Genomic DNA, 21,846 nt, shown 5'->3' with positions numbered 1-21,846 from the left:
TTAACAATAAAAAAGTAGTATGGTATCCTTCCTATAAGAAGTGCAATAAAGATACAGTGAAATTTATTACGAACAAAAATGCCATCATCAAAAAATAAACAGGTAAACAATTAGCTGTTTTATTTTTTGATGATGGCAATGATATAGATCAGATCAATGTTCTACAATAACATCCGGTGGATGGGCGAATTCCTGCCATGCTGCTTCTGCTTCGGTAGCGGTAATATCTCCGTTATACACCATCACCCGGTATTTCAGCAGGTAAGTTTGTTCGGGTTTTAAGAACCAGGAGGTCATGCGGGTAGGACTATAGTTGAGCATCAGTTCTCCGCCTTCCATATTTTCCGGCCATACCCGCAGTGCTTCCGGAGAATCGTAGTTACCCGGATAATTCATAATCAGCATGCCCGCTTTTCCGGCCGGCGTATTGCCGGTAATTTTCACCCAGCGCGCGCGGGTGCTGTCGGCATCTTTGCGGGTTTTGCCTTCGGAAGTAAGCACCTGGCTGGTAGTGGCGGTAAAGGCGGGGGTAGCCCGCAGTCCAAATCCACCGCCATAGCGATATTGCAGCAAGGTAATACCACTATCTGAGGCAGGTGTTAAAATGGAAGTAAAATCCCATTCCCGGCGGGAGCCACCATGGGTAGCAGGGAAAGCCTGCACCACCCATACTTCGTTGATGGCTGTTTTTGTGGTGCCATCGGCTAAAAAGGCGACATGTTCCTGATGAGCAGCAAAGCCACAGGAAGCGCCTCCGTTGATGACACCCAGCAATTCCGAGAATCTTACTTTTCCTTGTTTTTTCTGTACGTTCCAGAAATCAGTTTCTTTTCCTTCAAACAACGTATGGGTCCACGGATTCCATATACCCATATGATGCCGGTGTCCGGCATTGGGAAAGATCTGGGTCAGTACTGCGCCGTTGGGGGCCCATAACGGATGAATAAATCCGCTGCGGTTGTACACAGTATCTGTTCCGGGCGGCGGTGATACTGTGTTGAAATTGTATTGCAGAATGGCTTGCGGGCCTTCCTGCAGCACAACGGCGCCATCCCGGATAGTGGCCTGCATGCCGGACGGAGGCAGTTCCGCTGTTTTCAGTAACTCATATTCTCTTTCAGCGCCGGCAGGTGTATAGCCACTCATCACCCAGCAAAGTCCTCCTTCCATGATATTCACGGGTACGGGTGTACGTTTACCATCGGTTATTTCTATCAGTGCCAGCGCCGTGGTATCTGCCGGAACAAATACGGTCTGGATCACACTGTTTTCGCGGGCAAACGGACCGGCTTTGACCCGGAACCGGGTGGTGTGCTGCGCACCGGCTGATATGGTTGTTAACAGCAATAAGTAGAAGAGAATGAACGTTTTCATAAGGAGGAAACATATTGACTAAAATACGCTTTACTTTCCACTATGCAAGTACGATGCGTATGACAAGTTTACTATTGTAATGAAAAGCCATGCTTGTTATCCTTTATTTCAATATTTTTGAGCGCTTAACCTGGATAACATGGCATCCCCTGTATTGAATATGCTGACGACGAAACTCATTATAACCAATAAAGCTGCATTAAGCAAAAAGTATGGAGACAAGCATACAGCGATATTGGACGACCTGAAAGCCCTGCAATCATTTGATGCAACCAGACACCTGGAATCCCATCTCATTTTGCTGGATGATATTGAACAGATGAAAAACTGTCAGGCTACCCCTGTAACAGACCACGCCGATGAAATGCAATGTAAAAAAGCCATTGATGACCTCTACCGCTTTTTTGCGCCGGGATACCTGCTGCTCATTGGTGCCCAGGACATTATTCCCTTTCAACGGTTAAAAAATTTACTATCCGGAGATAATGATCCGGATGGATTTATTCCCAGTGATCTGCCTTATGCCTGCGATACGCCCTACGATACCGATCCGGGGAAATTTATCGCACCAACCCGGGTGGTAGGCCGGCTGCCGGATGTACCGGGGCAAACAGATATCACCTACCTGCAAACACTGATCAATACCATACGTAAAGCGGTTCCTTTACCGCAAAATGAATATAAAAACTATTATTCCATCAGCACGTTCGACTGGCAGGATTCTACCCAGAACAGCCTGAAAAATATTTTTGGCGATCATGCCCGGCTGATGGTTTTTCCGGGAGAAGAAACCAGTAAGGGCGGCCAATGGACAGCCGAACAATTATCTCCCAAAACACATTTCATCAATTGCCACGGCGCCATTAATGATCCGGCCTTTTACGGCCAGAAAGCCTATGATTTTCCGCTGGCATTAAGGTCTGATGGTCTGGACCGGAAACTATCACCCGGTACCATTGTGGCGGCAGAATGTTGCTATGGCGGCCAGTTATTTGACCCGCGGAAGAATACCGATCATCTCATCAGCATGGCCAACAGCTATATGCTGCAACAGGCACTGGCTTTTGTAGGCAGCTCCAATATTGCCTACGGGCCACCCACCGGACAAGGACTGGCAGACCTGCTGACCCAGTTCTTTCTCATCAATGTGCTGAACGGCGCCTCTACCGGCCGGGCATTGCTGGAAGCCCGGCAACGTTTTCTGCATGAAATGGGCCCTACCCTGGACCCCTATGAGCTGAAAACAGCCGCCCAGTTTTACCTGCTCGGAGATCCTTCCATCCAGCCGGTCATCAACGAACGGGATCCCAGTACCGACGGCAGCAATACCTTTGTCAACAGTGTACAGAACCGCCGCGACAACCTGGAAGCCAGAGGGAAAGTACTGGATGATTTTATCGCTGTCCCACATCCTTCAGATAACAGCCATACCACAGACCCGGAACTACAAACAGCGATGGACAGCCTGCTGACAGAAAAAAACTTCGTCGAAAAAGCCTTGCCGAAAGTATTTATTAACCGGAAAAGGAATCATATCAGCCAGGAAGCGCTAAATGCATCCGCCCCATCTGTGAAATTTCATGTATTTTCGGAATCGGCAGGCAACGGAAACGCTCCGCTGACCAAAGTACTTGTTGTTAAAGAAAAAAATAATCAAATACTGGGATATCGTGAATATGTCAGCAGATAAAAAAGGGGATATTAATCTTCCCACCATCACTGTAACAGGACGCCTCGTGTTACGCACCTTCGGGAAACACACCAAAAGCGAACATCTGGGTGTATACCTGGTGGCAGATCAGTTTGATTACCTGATCCGTCCTGCAGGCTGTAATCCTTTCATGGACAATCCGCTGTTACCGCTAACCGGCAAAATGATCATTGCCACAGGTTATATCATGGATTATGTTTTTATGGTCCAAACCTGGCAGGAAGCCAGCGAGTAACACTTACCGGGTACTGAATGCATTTACAGCAAAGCGCCATGCACGCCAGAAGGAAATTAATTTTTCTTATTTTGATTTTGTATTTTTTACAGCTAAACGCGAGTAGCTAAAAGCTCACCTATGAACTTATCCGCCTTTATCTCCCACTTGATCCGGGAAGGCCAGGTAACTGTCGCAGATACTATACATCCCTTTTCTACACAGGAAATACAGGATACTGCTACAGTATTGCATCAGTATTATGAAAATGATATACTGGACATGCCTGGTACTGCCCCTGCTTTTGATGAAAAAGCCGCTATGTGGGCAGCCATATATATATACAGAGCCGTACAACTGGCCATGCTGCGACAGCTGGGCGAAGAGCAGATTAAAATACTGCTGACGCCCTATCCGGATGCCATCACACCGGAAGCCATCTATGGCGCCGATCTGTGTCTGCGCTACCTCCCCGATCTGGTGAGCCTCAGCAAAGGTTTGTCGCCCGATGATCCGCTGGTACAGCACCTGAAGGAAACCGCTGCAGTCTGGCCCTTTTCGTCTACTGGTATGAATATACCGGTAACGGCTGTACTGGATCATATTCTGGCACACCCTTCCCTGTTGCAGGCATATGCAGACAGAATCATCGCATCCAGGGATACAGACAGGTGCCGGATACCAGCTGTGAAAGAAGCTGTAAAAGCTTCACTTGGAAATTATACAGATATTCTCTGGCCCGATTTCAAACAATTTATCAGCGATACAAACCAATATCTTTAAGCAGCGATACTACCGATAACGGGATCTTTCCGCTCCCCGCATCTGTTATATACATCCATACCTTTTATGAACGAATTATTACTGGTAGATAAGTTGAATCATGTACTACATCAACTGAAAAATACCTTTACCGGAAAAGATGATATTATTGATCTGATGGGCATCTGCCTCGCCGGCCGCGAACATATTTTTCTGCTAGGTCCTCCGGGAACCGCTAAAAGCGCCCTGGTAAAGGCATTGGCACAATTGCTGGATGGAGACACCTTTGAATACCTGCTCACCCGCTTTACAGAACCGAATGAATTATTCGGTCCGTTCGATATCCGCAAACTGCGGGAAGGCGAACTGGTCACCAACACCACCGGTATGTTGCCCGAGGCCTCGCTCATCTTCCTGGATGAATTACTCAACGCCAACAGCGCCATATTAAACAGTCTGCTGATGGTACTGAACGAAAGAGTATTCCGCCGGGGCCGGGAAACCAAAGCATTGCCAGCGCTCATGATAGTGGGCGCCAGTAATCACCTGCCGGAAGAAGAAGCCCTGCAGGCTTTATACGATCGTTTTCTCATCAGGGTCAACTGTCAGTATGTAGATCCGCAACAGCTGGAAGCAGTATTGCACAACGGCTGGAAGCTGGAGCAGTCGGCACCTGCAACGGGGCCGCTCATCAGCAGTGAGGAAGTAAAACAATTGCAGCAACTGATAGGCATGGTTAACCTGGATAATATCCGGCCGGAATATATTACCCTGATACAACAACTCCGCAACGCCGGGCTGATGGTATCCGACCGGAGAGCCGTAAAACTGCAGCGCCTCATGGCCGCCAGTGCTTTGCTCTGTAAACGCCTGGTAGCTATTCCGGCCGACATGTGGGTGTTACGTTATATCTGGGACACGACTGCACAACAGGAAATCGTAGCCGGCATCGTGAATACCGCCATCGCTACGCATCCGGATGATGGCAACGAACATCCCCGTGCCCGCGTCAACAGCCTGCCCGATGCAGACGAAATTTACAAGGAACTGCAGCTATTAGCCGCACAATGGCAGGATACTTCGGTGAGCAGTGCGCACCGGTCTACCATCAAAGACCGGCTCCGCTACCTCAACAGCCGCTGTGAATGGATTACCAATCCTACACAACGCCACTTCGTGATGCAACCCATGGATGCACTGTGGAAAAAAATCATGCAGGAATCATGACACCCGCTATCCAGGAAATAGTCATGCAACTACCCGCCGGCAGTCTGGCTGCACTGGGCCCGGTACGTTGTTTTCCCGGCCTGCAGGCCGCTGTCACGCCCACATATATCTGGTTGCGGGGTATTCCGTGGCCAGCGCCCATCGCTCCGCAGCTACATAGCCTGCCTGCCCTGCACACCTATCTGCTGGATGCAGGCGGTCAACTGTTTCCGCTGAACGGACTAACGCCAGTGGCTACACTGGAAGACCTCCCGTGGCAACCATTACAAACAGTACTCCCCATAACATTGCCGGTGTCAGCGCTACCCGCGCAACTACCCACTCCCTGCAACATACAGCTCATTGCATCGGATCAGGTACTTCCCGGCAACGCCCTCCGCACCACGCTGGACATCTGGTGTGATTATGCAGCAACGGCGCCACTCGTCCGGCTGCAGCCATTGACCTTTGCAGCAGCGGCACACGGCGAAGTGCTGATCATCGGCACCCCCTTGCCAGCTATTCCGGGAAAAGCGTATGTACAATACGGGCAACTGTTGCTGCCGGCAGGTTATACCTTTAATCCGCCAGGCATTGCTTCCCTCATCAGCGCACAACTGAATCCGCAGCAGGAAGACCTGCTGTTATTTGATCATACCGGCGCGTGGGAACGTATCTCCCCCGCAGCTTTTGTACCGGCCGGCAGAAGTGCCGCCAGACTTACCAGGAGGGACACAGCAAATGGATAGGTCCATACACGAACATTTACAGCATTACTTCGGCGCACCCGCCGGTTATTACTGGCGCTGGGCCGATAATGGCAACGTCATCGAATATGCTGCCGGCCTGACACTCTGCTACCGGGATGAACTCATCGCTTTGTTACAGGAAATGACACCTATCGGATGGCCGCCACTGGGTAGCATCCTATGGGTACTGTGCGCCTGTAAAAACAATAATCAGTTTATTGCCTGGGCAGATGAACAGGCGCTTTTTCTCACCACCTTTACACAGGAAGATCCGGAAAAGGCGGATACCTTTAAAACATTACTGGAAACAGTATCGCACTTATTCCGGATCATCGCACAACTACCGGATACCTACCGGACAGGCCGGCACCGGGCCTTGTTACTGAATACCCTGTTCAGCCAGGTGCCTCCGGAAGTCAATGCGCATGAGGCGGCCTATCTGCTGCCACTCTTCAATGAAGGTATTTATAAGTCTTCCCGCTCCTATGCCGCACAACTGGAAAAAGAATTACACTATCTCGCGGCTACCGTAGCCCATGTGCCGGATGCTACCGCTTTGGAAATGCAACTGCGCACCGGCTTAACCGCACTACCCAATGCCTGGCCGGCAGCATTGCCGGAAGCTGCTCCTTTACCGGAAAGTGATTTTTTCACAACGCTGGCGGCAGATACGGCTACTGCCGGTATCAGCCGGCTGGCCACCCACCTGCTGGCAGCCCTTAATATTCCGCTGCACACCCAAAGCAGCAGTGGCCCTTCCTTTGGCGGTATCTCCGATATCACCAACAAAGGCAACTACGACCGGTTATTACTCAGCGAACTGGCACAGGATGAAGACATCCTGACAGCCCGTCTTTCCAATAATGAAGCCATGTACCTGCGACGGGAACAGGTACCGGCGGAAGCTAAAAAAAGAACGGTTATCCTGATTGATATTACCATCCGGATGTGGGGCCTCCCCCGCATCTTTGCACTATCGGTAGCACTGGCCTGCCAGGCGCAGCAAAAAAAAGATACTAACGTATATGTGTACACGCTGGGAGGAGAACAAATCACCCCTGTAGACCTGCGTAGTGTGAAGGGTATTACAGCCATGTTATCCCTGCTCGATAATCACCTGCATCCCGCAGCCGCCTTAAATACCTGGTGGCAACAAGATACAGCTGCCGATACTGCCTATTATTTTATCACGGCTGCACAGCAACTGCAACAACCCGCCCTGCAAGCTGCTATCAGCGACCGGCATGCACGGCTGCATTACCTGCTGACGGTAGATCGAAACGGTACCTTTCAATACTACGACTATTCCCATGGCAGAAATAAACTGTGCAACAGCGCGCAGGTAGACCTGCAGGAACTGTTGTTTGGAACACCGGAAAAAATGCCGCAACCGGTAACATCCCTGCCGGTTATCCTGCAGCAGGAGGTGTCACCCCTGCGTATTCCGGCTTCGCGGTTAAAACGGGCGCCCGATAAAAATTTCTTCGGCAGAGATACCGGCGTGGTATGTATTACCACCGATCTGCGGGTATTATACTGGCCGCAGCGCCATAAAGCAGCGATTAATTTATATCACTACCTGGAACCCGGTATCTATCATTTTGGAAATCGTTTCTTCCTGTTGTATCTACTCGTTATCGATAAAAATCATCCTACGGTCACCATCCATGAATTCAACCTGGATACCTATCGCCATAAGAAAATCTCCACGATGATTCCCTATGGGGATTACCAGGTAGCTTTCGACAAGGATACCTTTCACCTGCTGGGTACCAACCACCGTTACAGCATCTGGGCGGCCACCGGCGCCACCGCACCGGCAGGGGAAGAAAGCCAGGTATTGACACTCGCTGCTAAAACCCAGCGGATGGCACAGGTAAAACTGAATGAAGTATTCCGTTTTGTGAGCAATGGTTACAGTACCCTCAGCCGCATTACCAGTATTTATATCAGTGTTGGCGGCGACCTGATCATCGAGAAACGACGATTGGCATTATACCAGGATCACCACCTGACATTAACCGGTAAACAGGAGATGTATACACATACCGACAGCAATAATGACAAGTCATTACCAGATAGCAATGCCCTTGTCATATTTCCGGTAAAAGGCGCCACTACCACCTGGACCTTACCGGAGAACCCGCACATTACCTTCACTTGTTTTATGTGGGCCGATGGTAGTAAAGCCATTGCCGATTCCAGGGGATTCCTGCATCTGCGCAGTGCCAACACGGCCATTCCGGAAATTACCCTTACCATGGTAATCGATAATTATCTCGCGGCGTGGGCCAGCGATGGCGTAGTATGCGGCCATGATTATTTCCTGCATGACCACCCGCCGGTTTCCCTGCCGGTACCAGATTTTTATAACAATTATATCCGCCGGTTTATACAACAATTACGATGAAGATAACACTGGGTTTACAACTCCATCCGCATACGATACATACGCCGAAAGCCGCCTTCGTGCCTGGCGCCACTGCTGCCGGATGGTTGCAGGAAATCAGCAGCTGGGGTATGGATATGCTGGCGCTGCGGGCCATAGCCGTACCGGCAGACATCAGTAGTATTACACCCGCCGGGTTGCTCGTATTATTTCAGGACACACCGGTACCGGACAGCAGCCGTATCCGATATCCCTACGGGCTCCTGGGCAACAAACTATTTGTACCGGTAAATGCCACCCTGACGCCTGCTGTCAGCGATGCAGAGCTACCGGGTATACTCATATGGGATTTGCAGCTGTTACACCCCACCACTGGCTTCATCGGATTTGCGGAAACAGACCTGTTTCCATTACAAGACTTACTGCAATATACCACCGCCGGATCGGCTAACTGGGACTATGCCCGTAATGGTATAACGCCACCGGCTAAACTGACCTACATCCGGATACAACCGGCAACCACCGGTTTATTTGATGATATACACGAAACGATCAACAGCAGACCACTGGAGGAGATGATGGTTCATCAAAACACCTCCTCCCGCCTGAAAGATAAGCTCCTCTATATTTTCACCAATAGTCTGCTCTGGTTATTCCGGGGCCTGAAACGACTGCTGCCTGGCACACCGGATTTATCGCGCTACAAATGGATGAAATGGGTGAAAGCAACCCAGGCGTCTATTGAAGAAAAACGGCAGCATGAACTGGAAAAGCTGATGCGGTTATTTGATACTGATATGAATACCGCTTTACAGTATGCCATTCCCCTGGATCAGCCCTATGCCTCCCGGGGCACAGCCGCAACACCCGGTACTCAGCTGGTCAAGCGGGATACAGCCTTCTCTCTTGGTAAATTGAAAAGCAACAGCGGCCCTGCAGATGAATGGAACACGGATACCTATTATGCTGCCTTACGCAACAAATACCAGCTGGCGGCTGCCCATGCCATTGCGCAAAAAGACTATAAAAAAGCGGCCTACGTGTATGCGGCCCTGTTAGGCGACTACTCCAATGCCGCCAATGTGCTGGAACAAGGTGGCTACTTCCGTGAAGCAGCCGCCCTGTATGAAAGTCATCTCAACAAACCTGCAACAGCGGCAGCCTGCCTGGAAAGAGGCGGACTATTGCTGGAAGCCATCGGCTTGTATGCATCACTGGAGCAGTATGAAAAAGCCGGTGATCTGTATGTCACCCTGCAACAACCGGAGAAGGCCGGTGATTTGTATCAGGTAAGTCTGCAAAAAGCGATTGCCGCCAACGAGCCGCTGGAAGCAGCCCGCATCTCGCGTCATAAACTGCAGCAACCCGAACAGGCAGCCGGTTTACTGCTGGATGGCTGGCAACACCACACACAGCATGAACGATGCCTGCAGCAATATTTTGAAGTAGCTACGCCTCTTCCACAGGCGATACAGCAAGTATACACCACCCATACACCGGCCCATCGTTTTAAGAGTTTTATACAGGTGTTGCAGCAGGTAACCACAACGCATAACGATCCGGTTGTAAAAAATATCGCTGTGGATATTGCCTATGAAATTGTCAGTAAACAATCGCTCGAAAATAATGGAGAAAACCTGTTTGCCCTGAGTAATTTTTTCCCGGCAGATCCGTTGCTGACCAGTGACCTCACCCGTTATCTGCACACGATGCCACCGCCGGTATCCCCTCCCATCAATACTTTCCGGTTTGCAGCAGATGTAACGTGGCTCACCGGCACCAGCTGGAAAGGACAGGCATTGTTAATCGGTGTAAAAGCCAATGGCATTTATCTCCTGCGTTTCGATCTGGTGAAAAACTGGGCATATGTACTCTGGCCAGGCAACTATACGCCTGACCTGCAATTCACGCTGGTACACAATGCCCGGTTCAGCGAGGCAATCATGGTACATGGCAGCCAGCCACTGCGGATGGAAACTAAACGACTGGAAAATAAAGATACGCCCGACTCCTTTTTTCGGGATGTGGTCATCACCTGTCCGGATTGGCTTCCCACTGGTTTATTGGGCTATTGCCTGACAGAAAAGGATGTTATTACGATCCATCACGCCAGCGGTGTACTGGTACTCAGCCACTATTCCTATACAGGACAGCTGGCCTATGCAGTAGATTGCAAAGTAGATGGCGCCACCGTACAGGTAGATCTGGCGATCAATATTCCCGTACAGGGTATCATCTACCGGGGACAGCATCTTTTCTTTTCAGCAGGCAGCAGCCTGATTAAATGCGACCTGTCCGGCAACATGCAGTTGTTTGATATGGGACACCACATTTACCGGATGTATGCCAACCCGGATGAAAAAGAGCTGAAAATAAGCATCTCCTCTTCCGGCGGCGCTTTCGTGCTATCTAATACCGAAAGCGAAACAACCTGGAAGCGTATTTTTCTCACCCGGTCCGGCACCCGGGCCACCTGGGTAAAACATCTGCCGGAAGGTATCGTGTTGGTGGGTGAGGACAATAAAGTAAAGATATACCGATCGAATGATGATACCACTCCCGGTCATTACAACCAGCTGGAAACCGGCACAAAAATATGTGCCGTATTACCGGCGGCACAGCCAGGACATATGATCGTGTTTGAAGTAAATGGTCAGGCAGGTATTCATCCTTTGTAAGCCGGGGCGCCTGGCAATAGTACACTGCCGGTACCGGGACGGTCGGCATAAATGATATGCCCGTTTTCCATCCGGATACCCTCCGCCGTATCTTCTGCCAGCAGCAGCGGCCCGTCCATATCCACATAGTCCAGCAAAGGCAGCAGATGCGCTGCAGCAGAAGTACCTACGGTACTTTCATTCATACTGCCGGTCATCACCTTCATGCCTAAACGCCGTGCTTCCGTAATCATGCGAAGTGCCGGTGTAATGCCCCCGCATTTTGTCAGTTTAATATTGATGCCATGAAAATAGCCATGGCAGCGGGCTACATCCTGCTCTACGATACAACTTTCATCCGCTATCACGGGTAATGCCACCTTTTCGTATACCCGTTTCATACCTTCCCTCTCTTCTGCCGGCATCGGTTGTTCAATAAATTCCACGCCCAGTGGCTGCATGGCAATAGCGTTGCGCAACGTTTCTTCTACTCCCCACGCACAATTGGCATCTACCCGAAAAACAGCATCGGTGTGCTGCCGGAGTGCGCGGATAATGTCGATATCTTCTTTCGTACCCAGTTTAATTTTATAGATCGGCCAGGGAAATTCTTTTAGTTTGATGACCATGTTTTCGATCGTATCAATACCAATTGTATAATCTGTGAGCGGATTACGGGAGATGTCCAGCTCCCATATCTCATATAGTTTTTTTTGTTGTTGCCGGGCATACAGATCCCAGGCAGCAATATCCAGTGCACAAAGGGCAAACATATTATCCTGGAACCGGGGATACATATCCTGCCAGAAGATAGCGGGTTGTGTAAGCGTGTAATTTTCAATAGCTGGTCTGTGAGCTTCTATAGCGGCTATCAGATCCGGTACGGTCATGTGATAATAGGAGTTATCCACGGTTTCTCCGAGGCCGGTGTATCCCTCCTGCGACAAGGCTACTACCAGGGAAGGCTGTACATCTTTTGCCTTCCGGGAAATTCTGAAAGTGTGTTTAAATTTCAGTTCAAACGGATGAAGGGTCAATTGCATATCGCTTGTTGGTTGTATGGATAAAATGGTGCGTTACTATTACCGGTATATTACTCCGCGGCGGCCGGTTGTTCCTGTATGCCAGCCTGTTCTCCCCGCACTACCTGCAAACCGTATGTTGTCAGCGGCGCCGGGATCCGGTAACGCCAGTAATGGGCTGCCACAGCAGGTATATTAATCCGTTCTTCTTCCGGAGACAGATGGGTAACCACACCGGTAGCCGCCAGCAAATCCTGTATCTGAAAGATACACCACATCGCGGGCGCCTGCAAGTGCCGGGTTAAGATTTCTTTGATCAACGACGCATCTGCCATGGCGGGTGCGGTGCCGGTATGTTGCAGCACGCGGGTGTAGTATTGTTGTGTAATAGCCGCATCTTCCTGCCACCAGCCCCGCAGGGTGCTCATATCATGTGTATCTGGTGTAAGCACCGACAGATACGGTATCTGCGACAATTCCGTGAACAATGCGTCAGGACATTTGGGCATCCGCTGTACTTCCAGGCTCAACATCCCCTGTTCCTGCATGATGCCAGGCACGCAGGCGGGCACCATGCCCAGGTCTTCGCCACATATCAGCATATCCGTTGCACTCTTGATCAGCGGGAGTTTATGCATCGCTTCTCTGCGCCAATAGTCTTCCTGTCGCACATAAAAGTAGTCGTGATACAATGCCCGCAGGCGATCCTGTACAAGCGGGTCCAGCGCTGCAAAAGAGGCAGTGGCCATGAGATTGTACCGGGGATGATAACCTGTTTTTCCGTCAACCGTAGCTTTGAGGAACAGTACTTCTGCCAGCCAGTCATATAGTACCGATGCAATGGCTTCCGGCAGTTGTTGCGCCTTCACCTGCTGTTGGGTGTCGAAGCCGGGTAACAGGCGATACCGGCCGGATGGCAGGGTTTCGAGGAAGGTATCCTTCATCATACCGGCATAATGGCCAAACGCCGTATCCAGCATCTCATCGGTAATATAAGGCGCACAGTAACGGTCTTCTTCAAAAGGAATACCGCTGGCAGTCAGTTCTTCCGGCGTAACGGGAATGGCTGGATGAAAATAACCCAGTATGCCCTGTACTGCGCTGGCAGGTATCTGCCAGATACGAAAGAATCCCAGAATATGGTCTATACGGAAAGCATCGAAGTAGGCAGACAGGTGGCGGAGTCGTTGTACCCACCAGCTGTAGCCATCTACCGCCATCTGCGACCAGTTATAGGTAGGGAAGCCCCAGTTCTGCCCCAGCGTAGTGAAATCATCCGGCGGGGCGCCTGCCTGCATGTCGAGGTGATACAGTTCAGGGTTCATCCACACATCCACACTGTTGCGGGAAATACCGATCGGAATATCGCCTTTGAGGGCTACCCCCTGCCGGTGTACCGCTGCCACGGCGGCAGCCAGCTGCCGGTGCAGGTGGTATTGTACAAAAAAATGGTAGTGTGCCGCGCCTGCCGCTTTTTCATCTGTCATGACCAGCCGGTTAATGGCAGTATAGTCGTATACGTTATATACCGGCCATTGTGTGAAATCAGCGGTCTGACAGGTTTCCCGCAGGTAGCAAAAAATGGCGTAGGGCAGCAGCCAGTGTTCATTGGCAGCAAACCAATGCCAGAAGTCACGTGTCTGGAGCTGTTCGCCCTTCTCGTCATACAAAGCCTGCAGGTAGGCTGTTTTATAGGCCATGACGGATTCGTAGTCAACGGTATCTTTTTCGTTGAGCCATTGCCGTAACCGGTAGAACTGTTTTTGCAGCGGATGTTGTTCCGGCAAAACGCCTACTTCCTGCAGCCGGATATAAAGCGGGTGCAGGGCAAAGGAGGAGATCGCCGAGTAGGGATAGGAATCTTTCCAGGTAAGGGTTTGCGTGGTATCATTCACGGGTAGCAGCTGTATCAGCTGTAGCCCGCTTTGTTGCGCCCAGGCAGCCAGTTCCGGCAGATCGGAAAATTCTCCGGTGCCAAATCCTTCGCTGCTGCGCAGGCTGAATACCGGCACGGCTACACCGGCACCCTGCCAGCGGGGCGGCGCTAGCCGCACCATGCCATCGTGCAGGATCACCTGCCGGCCTGGCACTGCCATTGTTTGTACCTCCCTGTTTTCTCCTGCTTCATAGGTGGTGAACTGCTGGGTATCCAGGTCATACACCCCGTATTTGTATTGCAGTGGTATCCGCATGCCTTCCAGGCGGAGGGCGATACAGAACCATCCCTGCGCATCGTATTGCAGCAACAGGGGATGCTGTATATTCCAGTTGCCGGTTTGTGGTGTATTGCCCAGCAAACAGATGGTCTGATGCCGGGGTAACAGGGGCGCCTGTACGCGGAATATATGCGTGGCCGTTAGTATGCCGGCAATCGTTGCCACAGGACGTTGGAAAAAGATACGGGTAAAGGGAGTGGTCTGCCAGGCATTTTCCGGTTGTGCCGCGACGTGCCAGGCATCTGTAAAAATGGTTTCCCGGTGTTGGGTTGGAGAGAGCACCACTGTCCGGTAGGCGCCTTCATAGACTACGTTACCAGGTTCCTGCAACAGGTACTGGTATTGCAGGGTGAGGGTTTCATCGGGAGCGATCAGTATCTCCGTATACCACCAGGTATCATCCAGCCACTGCATAGCGCGGGCCTGTTGTGGCACTTCATTGCCCAATGCAGGTATATTTCCCAGCAGGAAAAGATCCTGCCCGTAATAAGTATGATAACGAAGATAAAACCGCAGTCTATGATACATCTGATCCAGCTAAACCGGAACAAATTAATGAAATAAGCTGTAAATGCATAAAGCGAAAACCGTGATGATAGTTATCATCACGGTTTTCGCTTTATAGTATTCTACTTAAGTGGTAATGTTACCCCTTATTATTTTACTTCTTCAAACTCAGCGTCGGTTACACCTTCGCTGCCTGCGTTAGGCTGGCCTTGTTGCTGACCGCCGTTGGCAGCACCTTCCGGTTGACCCTGAGAAGCTTTGTACAGCTCTTCAGAAGCAGCAGTCCAGGCAGCTTCCAGTTCAGTAGTAGCAGCATCCAGTTGTGCGCCATCCTGAGATTTGTGAGCTGTTCTTACGTTTTCCAGTGCAGCTTCAATCGTTGCTTTTTTGTCAGCAGGTATTTTGTCACCGTATTCTTTCAGCTGTTTTTCAGTCTGGAAAATCAGGCTATCTGCTTTATTCAGCTTTTCGATTTTTTCGCGTTGTTCTTTATCGGAAGATTCATTGGCTTTTGCCTCTGCTTTCATCTTTTCGATTTCTTCCTTGCTCAGACCACTACCCGCTTCAATTTTGATGTTCTGGGTTTTGCCTGTGCCTTTATCTTTTGCAGTTACGTGCAGGATACCGTTGGCATCGATATCGAAAATTACTTCGATCTGCGGAACGCCACGTGGAGCCGGAGGAATATCACCGAGGATAAAGCGGCCCAGTGTTCTGTTCTGGTTAGCCATTGGTCTTTCACCCTGCAGTACATTGATTTCCACGCTAGGCTGGCTATCAGCAGCAGTAGAGAATACTTCGGATTTTTTAGTAGGGATCGTGGTGTTAGCTTCGATCAGTTTGGTCATTACACCGCCCATGGTTTCGATACCGAGAGACAGTGGAGTAACGTCCAGTAACAGTACGTCTTTCACTTCACCGGTTAATACACCACCCTGGATAGCAGCACCTACGGCCACTACTTCATCCGGATTTACACCTCTGTTTGGTTTTTTACCGAAGAATTTTTCTACTACTTCCTGGATTTTAGGAATACGGGTAGAACCACCTACCAGAATTACTTCATCAATCTCAGAAGTGTTCATACCGGCATCTTTCAGTGCTTTACGGCAAGGCTCCAGTGTTCTTTCCACCAGAGAGTCGCTCAGCTGCTCAAATTTAGCGCGGGTTAATTTTTTCACTAAGTGTTTAGGAACGCCATCCACTGCAGTGATATAAGGGAGGTTGATTTCAGTTTCCTGAGAAGAAGACAGTTCAATTTTAGCTTTCTCTGCTGCTTCTTTCAGACGCTGCCAGGACATTGGGTCTTTGTGCAGGTCAACCGCTTCGTCTTTTTTGAATTCATCTGCCAGCCAGTCCATGATCACTTTATCAAAGTCATCACCACCGAGGTGGGTATCACCGTTGGTAGATTTTACTTCAAATACGCCATCACCCAGTTCGAGGATAGAGATATCGAAGGTACCACCACCGAGGTCAAATACCGCGATTTTGCTGTCCTGGTGTTTTTTATCCATACCATAAGCCAGTGCCGCAGCAGTAGGCTCGTTGATAATACGGCGTACTGTCAGACCGGCAATTTCACCGGCTTCTTTGGTCGCCTGACGCTGAGCGTCGTTAAAGTAAGCAGGTACGGTGATCACCGCTTCTGTCACTTCCTGTCCTAAATAATCTTCAGCGGTTTTTTTCATTTTCTGCAGGGTCATTGCTGAAATCTCCTGCGGTGTATATAATCTGCCGTCGATATCTATTCTTGTAGTGTTGTTGTCACCTTTTACCACCTTGTAGGTTACGTGTGTCAGTTCATTGGACACTTCGTCAAAATGACGACCCATGAAACGTTTTACTGACATGATCGTATTAACAGGATTGGTAATAGCCTGACGCTTGGCGGGGTCGCCTACTTTCCTTTCTCCGTTTTTCAAAAATGCCACTACAGATGGGGTTGTTCTCCTTCCCTCATCATTGGCAATCACTACCGGTTCGTTACCTTCCATTACGGCAACGCATGAATTGGTAGTTCCTAAGTCAATGCCTATTATTTTTCCCATAGTATTTAAGTTATCCTTTAGTTGTAAGTAAAGTTCTGTGTTTGTCGTTGATTTGTCAATGATTATGCCAAGCAAAAAAATATGAAATTATGTCAGTCAGGTACCCTATATTTGATGAAGCTATTGTCAATAGGGGCCTTCAAGCTGTCACCTTAACCGATAGCCACATGATTGTTTCGGCTTCCCCCGAATGTTCTTAACCTCGCCTGCTTTTGTTTGTTGCTATTTCACTCCCTGACCTCAAGTTTTAGATTGTTATAAGTCATAGCAAATTGTGTAACCTAACCGTTATTTTTATGAACAAAAGTATTATCCAGCGGGCTGTCTGCGTGTTTCTGGCCGCATTGCCCATGATCACCAAAGCCCAGGATCAATCGTCCGTGAGTGCCTCCCCCTCTGTCAAATTATTTAATGGTACCCGGGCATACAAAACCTGGTCTATCGGTGTTAATGGTGGCTTATTGGCACCAGTAGCTGCCACGGGTGGCAGTAATGACTTCTCTAAATGGAAAGTGTCAGCTGGCTATGGCGGTTATGTAAAGTATCAGCTCCTGCCTTTCATGGCCTTGCGGGCCGACTATGTCGGTGGTAAACTACAGGCCGACAACAGCAAGGAGCTGGGTGATGGCACCCTCCCGGTAAGTCCTTACAAATCCTATGAAACCAAGCTGCAATGGTCCGGTACCTTAAATGCCGTGTTCAACATTGCTACCGTAAACTGGTTGTTCCGGCAGAACTTCGTACAGCTGTATGCCTCCGTGGGTGGCGGTATAGCAGGGTACAAACCTACGCTGGAAAGGAAGAACGGCACCAAGGTAGACGCTACTACCAACACCATTAAGGAACTGATCATTCCTGTCGGCGCCGGCTTAAAATTCAAACTGTCAGAAGTCATCAACCTCGATCTGGGCTACACCATGTATTATACAGATGGCGATAACCTGGATGGCTATGAAAAAGGCCCCAACAAGGATAAGTATTCCTATGGCTATGCCGGCCTGGAATTCTCGCTGGGCAAAAAAGGTAAAAAACAACTACAATGGCATAACCCTGCTGCCACCGCCTATGACGAGCTGGAAGCCCAGAAGGCTACCCTGCGCGCAGAACTGGATGCTGCCAATCAGAATAATGCCAGGTTGACCGCTGATGTGGATAAACTGACAAAAGACGCGGATGGAGATGGTGTATCCGACTTCTTCGATAAATGTCCGGGCACACCAGCCAATACCAAAGTAGATGGCGCCGGCTGTCCGTTACCGGTACCGGAAAAAATAGAAGAGAAAGTAGTGATTACCGAAGAAGATACCCGGCTGGTAAAAGAAGCGATCCAGAACCTGGAATTTGAATTTGCTAAATCCAGCATCAAAGCCAGTTCCTATCCTTCTCTCGACAGGGTGGCAGAACTGCTGAAACGCAAAAACCTCAACCTCAAACTCGGTGGTCATACAGACAATGTAGGCAATGCCAAACGTAACCTGGCATTATCCAGAGAAAGAGCGGAATCCGTGAAGAACTACATGATCAGCAAAGGCGTTAATGCCAATAAAGTTGAAGCCATCGGTTATGGTATGACCCAGCCGATTGCCAGCAATAAAACCGCTGCCGGCAGACAGAAAAACCGCCGGGTAGAATTTACGATATTCTAACAGCTATATGCCGGATCCATTCCGGCGGTATTCTTATAAATATATTTAAGGGAGATACCCGTGGAGAAAATCTTCACAGGTATCTCCCTTAAATTTTATCATTCTTACCGGTTAATTTGTATTTTTCGTTCATGGAAACCATTAGTATCAGAACGATTGAACCGGCAGACGACCCGGTGATTGCACACATCGTAAAAACCACGCTGACAGAATTTGGGATGAACAAAGCAGGAACTGCTTTTTCAGATCCTACTACCGATCATTTATCGGTACTCTTTGCGAAACCACGCGCTGCTTATTTTGTAGCCACCATGGAAGGCAGGGTCATTGGCGGCGCAGGCATCCATCCGCTGGATGGCGGCGAAGCACATGTATGTGAATTGCAGAAAATGTACCTGCTGCCGGAAGCACGGGGAAAAGGCCTCGCAGGAAAACTGATCGCCATGTGTCTTGATTATGCTAAACAAAACGGCTATACGCAGTGCTATCTTGAAACCAGTCCGGAGCTGGCCCGTGCCAGAAAAGTGTATGAGCAGTTTGGTTTCCGGTACCTGACAGGCCCCCTGGGCGACACCGGTCATTTTGGCTGTGACAGCTGGATGTTGAAGGATTTATAGGATTCCACAGGTCGTGGTGGACTTTACGCGATGAAAGTTTGGCATATTTCTTGGCTAGCTCTACAGCAAACTTACATATCATGAAAAAACTTATCCTGTTTGGTTTACTCGCCATAGGAACCATGCTGACGGCACAAGCACAACAAGTTAAATTCGGCGTTAAAGGTGGTTTAAACATTGATAAAATCACCCAAACGGATAATGCTAAAACCCGCGCCTCCTTTTATGCGGGTGGTCTCGTAAACATTGCCCTGAATAAATCATGGGCCATTCAACCGGAGTTATTGTATTCTGGCCAGGGGACTAAATTTGAAAAAGACCTTTTCCTCGGTGCAGGTACCATCAAAACAAGTTACATCAACATTCCGGTAATGGTGCAATATTCTATTGTACCTTCCTTCTACCTGGAAGCCGGCCCTCAGCTGGGTATTCTGGCCAGTGCTAAATTAAAGGCCTATGACCGGACCATTGACATTAAAGACTCTATGAAGTCTATTGATTTCGGACTGGGTGTTGGCTTTGGCTACAAGTTCGATATGGGTCTGGGTATCTCCGGCCGTTACAACTTCGGGCTGACCAAAGTTTATGACAATGAAAACGCCAAAGGCAAAAACTCAGTAGCGCAGATCGGTGTGTTCTACATGTTCTAGTATAACCGCTGCCAACAACAAAAATTACGGATTACGCATTAAGATGAGGACCATTTTAATTCGTAATCCGTAATTTTTTTTATAACTATCTTTGCCCCTCGCATTAATCATTTTCAGCATGAGTGTTGTACAATCTATTAGAATGGCCGCCGTGGCCGCCATTAAATCACTTTATGACCAGCCGTTAACGGAAAGTGATATTTCCATTAACACCACCAAACCTGAGTTCGAAGGTGAATATACCATTGTTGTTTTCTCATTCACAAAATTCAGCCGACAAAAACCAGAAGAAACTGCCCAGCGCATTGGCGAATACCTGACCACCCATTATCCGGAACTGATTGCACAATTCAATGTAGTAAAAGGATTTCTGAACCTGAGTATCAAGGATACCTACTGGATCAAATTCCTGCAACAGCATTACAGTGATGTACAGATCGGGCAGCAACCGGCCAACGGGAAAAAGATCATGGTAGAATATTCTTCTCCCAACACCAACAAACCTTTACACCTGGGGCATTTACGGAATAACTTCCTGGGTTATTCGATTGCAGAAATCATGAAAGCCAATGGCTTTGAGGTGATCAAAACCAATCTGGTAAATGACCGCGGTATTCATATCTGTAAGTCGATGCTGGCCTGGCAGCTCTTCGCCCATGGCGATACCCCTGCTACCAGCGGCATCAAAGGCGATCACCTGGTAGGAGACTATTACGTAAAGTTCGAATCCGTTGTAAAAGAACAGGCGGAACCTATCATTGACCGGGTACTGGAAAGTGATTTCCGGGATTTTGAACCTGGTGAAACAGAGAAACTGGAAAAGCTGGTAACCGCACTGCACAAACCAGAAGTAAAGGCGGATAAGGAAAAGACGGCCAAAATTATGGGCGACATCAAAGAACTGTCGCGTAATAAAACAGAAATCATGCAGCAGGCTAAAATCATGCTGCAGCAATGGGAAGCCGGCAACCACGAAGTACGTGACCTGTGGGCGACCATGAACGGCTGGGTGTATGAAGGTTTTGAACAAACCTACCAACGCCTCGGTATCGATTTCGATAAAATGTACTACGAAAGCAATACCTACTTACTGGGGAAAGAGCTGGTAACAGCCGGCCTGGAAAAAGGTGTATTGTTTAAAAAAGAAGATAATTCTGTATGGATTGATCTCACTGCCGACGGACTGGATGAAAAACTCCTGCTGCGCGGTGATGGCACTTCTGTATATATGACCCAGGATATGGGTACGGCGCGCCTGAAGTACGAAGACTACCAGATGGATCAAAGCGTATATGTAGTGGCAGATGAGCAAAACTATCACTTCAAGGTATTGCAGCTGATCCTGGAAAAACTGGGCGAACCTTCTGCACCGGGTATTTTCCACCTGAGCTATGGCATGGTGGAATTACCACATGGCCGGATGAAAAGCCGGGAAGGTACCGTGGTAGATGCGGATGACATGATTACCGAAATGGTAAATACTGCCGAAGAGAAAACCAAGGAATCCGGTAAAAACCTCGAAGACTTCCCTGCCAGTGAGCTGCAGGAGCTGTATGACAACATCGGCTTGGGCGCCATGAAGTTCTTCCTGTTACGGGTAGATCCGAAGAAGAGAATGATTTTTAATCCGGAAGAATCCATCGACCTGCATGGATTCACCGGTCCTTTTATTCAGTATGCGCATGCACGTATTAAGTCTATCCTCCGGGAAACCGGTGCGGTAAGCGGCCTGGAAAACTTCCTGGCTACGGCTCCGCTGCTGCCGCTGGAAAAAGAGCTGATCATGCTGAACGAACAGTTCCCGGCTATCCTGGCAGAAGCCTACCGGGAAATGAATCCGGCTATCATTGCCAGCTATGCTTTCCAACTGGCCCAGTTGTTCAATTCATTCTATGCAGAGAAAGTAGAAGGGGTGCCTACCTATTCTATCATCAAAGCTACCAGTGAAGAGAAAAAGCAGCTGCGTTTACAAATTATTATGCTGACTGCCCACACCATTGCCCAAAGTATGAAAATGCTGGGTATACGGGTACCGGAACGTATGTAATCCGGGGCAAAAAAAACGCTGCGGGCCT

Annotated in this window: 15 protein-coding genes; 11 read left to right on the top strand and 4 right to left on the bottom strand. The window is 49.2% G+C overall.

The features are described 5' to 3' along the window. Window positions 1-153 precede the first annotated feature (153 nt). A complete protein-coding gene (locus OL444_RS10315) occupies window positions 154-1,374 on the bottom strand; it encodes a DUF6807 domain-containing protein (RefSeq protein WP_264733292.1) in 1,221 nt (406 codons plus the stop codon). Window positions 1,375-1,513: 139 nt separating this feature from the next. On the opposite strand from OL444_RS10315, the gene OL444_RS10310 reads away from it, so the two are divergent. The 7 genes from OL444_RS10310 to OL444_RS10280 all read left to right on the top strand — a co-directional run bounded on the left by OL444_RS10310 (window position 1,514) and on the right by OL444_RS10280 (window position 11,083). Continuing rightward, entirely contained in the window at window positions 1,514-3,064 is a 1,551-nt protein-coding gene (locus tag OL444_RS10310; RefSeq protein ID WP_264733293.1) for a C25 family cysteine peptidase, read from the top strand. Further along, a complete protein-coding gene (locus OL444_RS10305) occupies window positions 3,051-3,320 on the top strand; it encodes a hypothetical protein (RefSeq protein WP_264733294.1) in 270 nt (89 codons plus the stop codon). The genes OL444_RS10310 and OL444_RS10305 overlap by 14 nt, the downstream gene beginning before the upstream one ends. 120 nt (window positions 3,321-3,440) lie before the next feature. Next, on the top strand, window positions 3,441-4,082 hold the full coding sequence (locus OL444_RS10300; RefSeq protein ID WP_264733295.1) for a conflict system bpX4 domain-containing protein: 642 nt from the start codon (window positions 3,441-3,443) through the stop codon (window positions 4,080-4,082). A 66-nt stretch (window positions 4,083-4,148) separates the two neighbouring features. Next, window positions 4,149-5,288 carry an AAA family ATPase gene (locus OL444_RS10295; RefSeq protein WP_264733296.1) on the top strand — a complete coding sequence of 380 codons (1,140 nt, stop codon included), beginning with the start codon at window positions 4,149-4,151 and terminating at the stop codon, window positions 5,286-5,288. Next, window positions 5,285-6,016, top strand: a complete 732-nt coding sequence (locus tag OL444_RS10290) for a hypothetical protein (protein WP_264733297.1) — start codon at window positions 5,285-5,287, stop codon at window positions 6,014-6,016. Before OL444_RS10295 ends, OL444_RS10290 begins: the two co-directional genes overlap by 4 nt. Beyond that, window positions 6,009-8,426, top strand: a complete 2,418-nt coding sequence (locus OL444_RS10285; protein ID WP_264733298.1) for a hypothetical protein — start codon at window positions 6,009-6,011, stop codon at window positions 8,424-8,426. The genes OL444_RS10290 and OL444_RS10285 overlap by 8 nt, the downstream gene beginning before the upstream one ends. Next, entirely contained in the window at window positions 8,423-11,083 is a 2,661-nt protein-coding gene (locus OL444_RS10280; RefSeq protein WP_264733299.1) for a bpX3 domain-containing protein, read from the top strand. The genes OL444_RS10285 and OL444_RS10280 overlap by 4 nt, the downstream gene beginning before the upstream one ends. On the opposite strand, the gene OL444_RS10275 is transcribed toward OL444_RS10280, so the two are convergent. The 3 genes from OL444_RS10275 to dnaK all read right to left on the bottom strand — a co-directional run bounded on the left by OL444_RS10275 (window position 11,071) and on the right by dnaK (window position 16,858). Further along, the gene (locus OL444_RS10275; protein ID WP_264733300.1) at window positions 11,071-12,105 is read right to left on the bottom strand and encodes a dipeptide epimerase; all 1,035 of its coding nucleotides are present in this window, start codon (window positions 12,103-12,105) and stop codon (window positions 11,071-11,073) included. The genes OL444_RS10280 and OL444_RS10275 overlap by 13 nt on opposite strands. Before the next feature lie 50 nt (window positions 12,106-12,155). After that, window positions 12,156-14,828 carry a 4-alpha-glucanotransferase gene (locus OL444_RS10270; RefSeq protein WP_264733301.1) on the bottom strand — a complete coding sequence of 891 codons (2,673 nt, stop codon included), beginning with the start codon at window positions 14,826-14,828 and terminating at the stop codon, window positions 12,156-12,158. Between the two features lie 128 nt (window positions 14,829-14,956). Then, complete coding sequence (dnaK, locus tag OL444_RS10265; protein WP_264733302.1) at window positions 14,957-16,858, bottom strand: molecular chaperone DnaK; 1,902 nt, start codon at window positions 16,856-16,858, stop codon at window positions 14,957-14,959. 296 nt (window positions 16,859-17,154) lie between these two features. Here dnaK and OL444_RS10260 point away from each other — a divergent pair, with 296 nt between their 5' ends. The 4 genes from OL444_RS10260 (at window position 17,155) to argS (ending at window position 21,818) form a co-directional block, all read left to right on the top strand. Then, the gene (locus OL444_RS10260) at window positions 17,155-18,504 is read left to right on the top strand and encodes an OmpA family protein (protein ID WP_264733303.1); all 1,350 of its coding nucleotides are present in this window, start codon (window positions 17,155-17,157) and stop codon (window positions 18,502-18,504) included. Window positions 18,505-18,635: 131 nt separating this feature from the next. Continuing rightward, window positions 18,636-19,121 (top strand): GNAT family N-acetyltransferase, encoded by a 486-nt coding sequence (locus tag OL444_RS10255; RefSeq protein WP_264733304.1) that lies wholly within the window; start codon window positions 18,636-18,638, stop codon window positions 19,119-19,121. An 80-nt stretch (window positions 19,122-19,201) separates the two neighbouring features. Beyond that, the gene (locus tag OL444_RS10250; RefSeq protein ID WP_264733305.1) at window positions 19,202-19,771 is read left to right on the top strand and encodes a porin family protein; all 570 of its coding nucleotides are present in this window, start codon (window positions 19,202-19,204) and stop codon (window positions 19,769-19,771) included. 118 nt (window positions 19,772-19,889) lie between these two features. Then, complete coding sequence (gene argS, locus OL444_RS10245) at window positions 19,890-21,818, top strand: arginine--tRNA ligase (RefSeq protein WP_264733306.1); 1,929 nt, start codon at window positions 19,890-19,892, stop codon at window positions 21,816-21,818. Window positions 21,819-21,846 lie beyond the last annotated feature (28 nt).

This window comes from Chitinophaga nivalis (assembly GCF_025989125.1).
GTDB classification, from domain to species: Bacteria; Bacteroidota; Bacteroidia; order Chitinophagales; family Chitinophagaceae; genus Chitinophaga; species Chitinophaga nivalis.
The sequence above is the reverse complement of the archived record's forward strand: the minus strand, read 5'-3'. Positions and strand labels throughout refer to the sequence as shown.

Bases quoted from the DNA above. Each gene is read 5' to 3' on its own strand.
- OL444_RS10315 (WP_264733292.1), bottom strand. From the start codon at position 1,374: ATGAAAACGTTCATTCTCTTCTACTTATTGCTGTTAACAACCATATCA.
- OL444_RS10310 (WP_264733293.1), top strand. From the start codon at position 1,514: ATGGCATCCCCTGTATTGAATATGCTGACGACGAAACTCATTATAACC.
- OL444_RS10305 (WP_264733294.1), top strand. From the start codon at position 3,051: ATGTCAGCAGATAAAAAAGGGGATATTAATCTTCCCACCATCACTGTA.
- OL444_RS10300 (WP_264733295.1), top strand. From the start codon at position 3,441: ATGAACTTATCCGCCTTTATCTCCCACTTGATCCGGGAAGGCCAGGTA.
- OL444_RS10295 (WP_264733296.1), top strand. From the start codon at position 4,149: ATGAACGAATTATTACTGGTAGATAAGTTGAATCATGTACTACATCAA.
- OL444_RS10290 (WP_264733297.1), top strand. From the start codon at position 5,285: ATGACACCCGCTATCCAGGAAATAGTCATGCAACTACCCGCCGGCAGT.
- OL444_RS10285 (WP_264733298.1), top strand. From the start codon at position 6,009: ATGGATAGGTCCATACACGAACATTTACAGCATTACTTCGGCGCACCC.
- OL444_RS10280 (WP_264733299.1), top strand. From the start codon at position 8,423: ATGAAGATAACACTGGGTTTACAACTCCATCCGCATACGATACATACG.
- OL444_RS10275 (WP_264733300.1), bottom strand. From the start codon at position 12,105: ATGCAATTGACCCTTCATCCGTTTGAACTGAAATTTAAACACACTTTC.
- OL444_RS10270 (WP_264733301.1), bottom strand. From the start codon at position 14,828: ATGTATCATAGACTGCGGTTTTATCTTCGTTATCATACTTATTACGGG.
- dnaK (WP_264733302.1), bottom strand. From the start codon at position 16,858: ATGGGAAAAATAATAGGCATTGACTTAGGAACTACCAATTCATGCGTT.
- OL444_RS10260 (WP_264733303.1), top strand. From the start codon at position 17,155: ATGAACAAAAGTATTATCCAGCGGGCTGTCTGCGTGTTTCTGGCCGCA.
- OL444_RS10255 (WP_264733304.1), top strand. From the start codon at position 18,636: ATGGAAACCATTAGTATCAGAACGATTGAACCGGCAGACGACCCGGTG.
- OL444_RS10250 (WP_264733305.1), top strand. From the start codon at position 19,202: ATGAAAAAACTTATCCTGTTTGGTTTACTCGCCATAGGAACCATGCTG.
- argS (WP_264733306.1), top strand. From the start codon at position 19,890: ATGAGTGTTGTACAATCTATTAGAATGGCCGCCGTGGCCGCCATTAAA.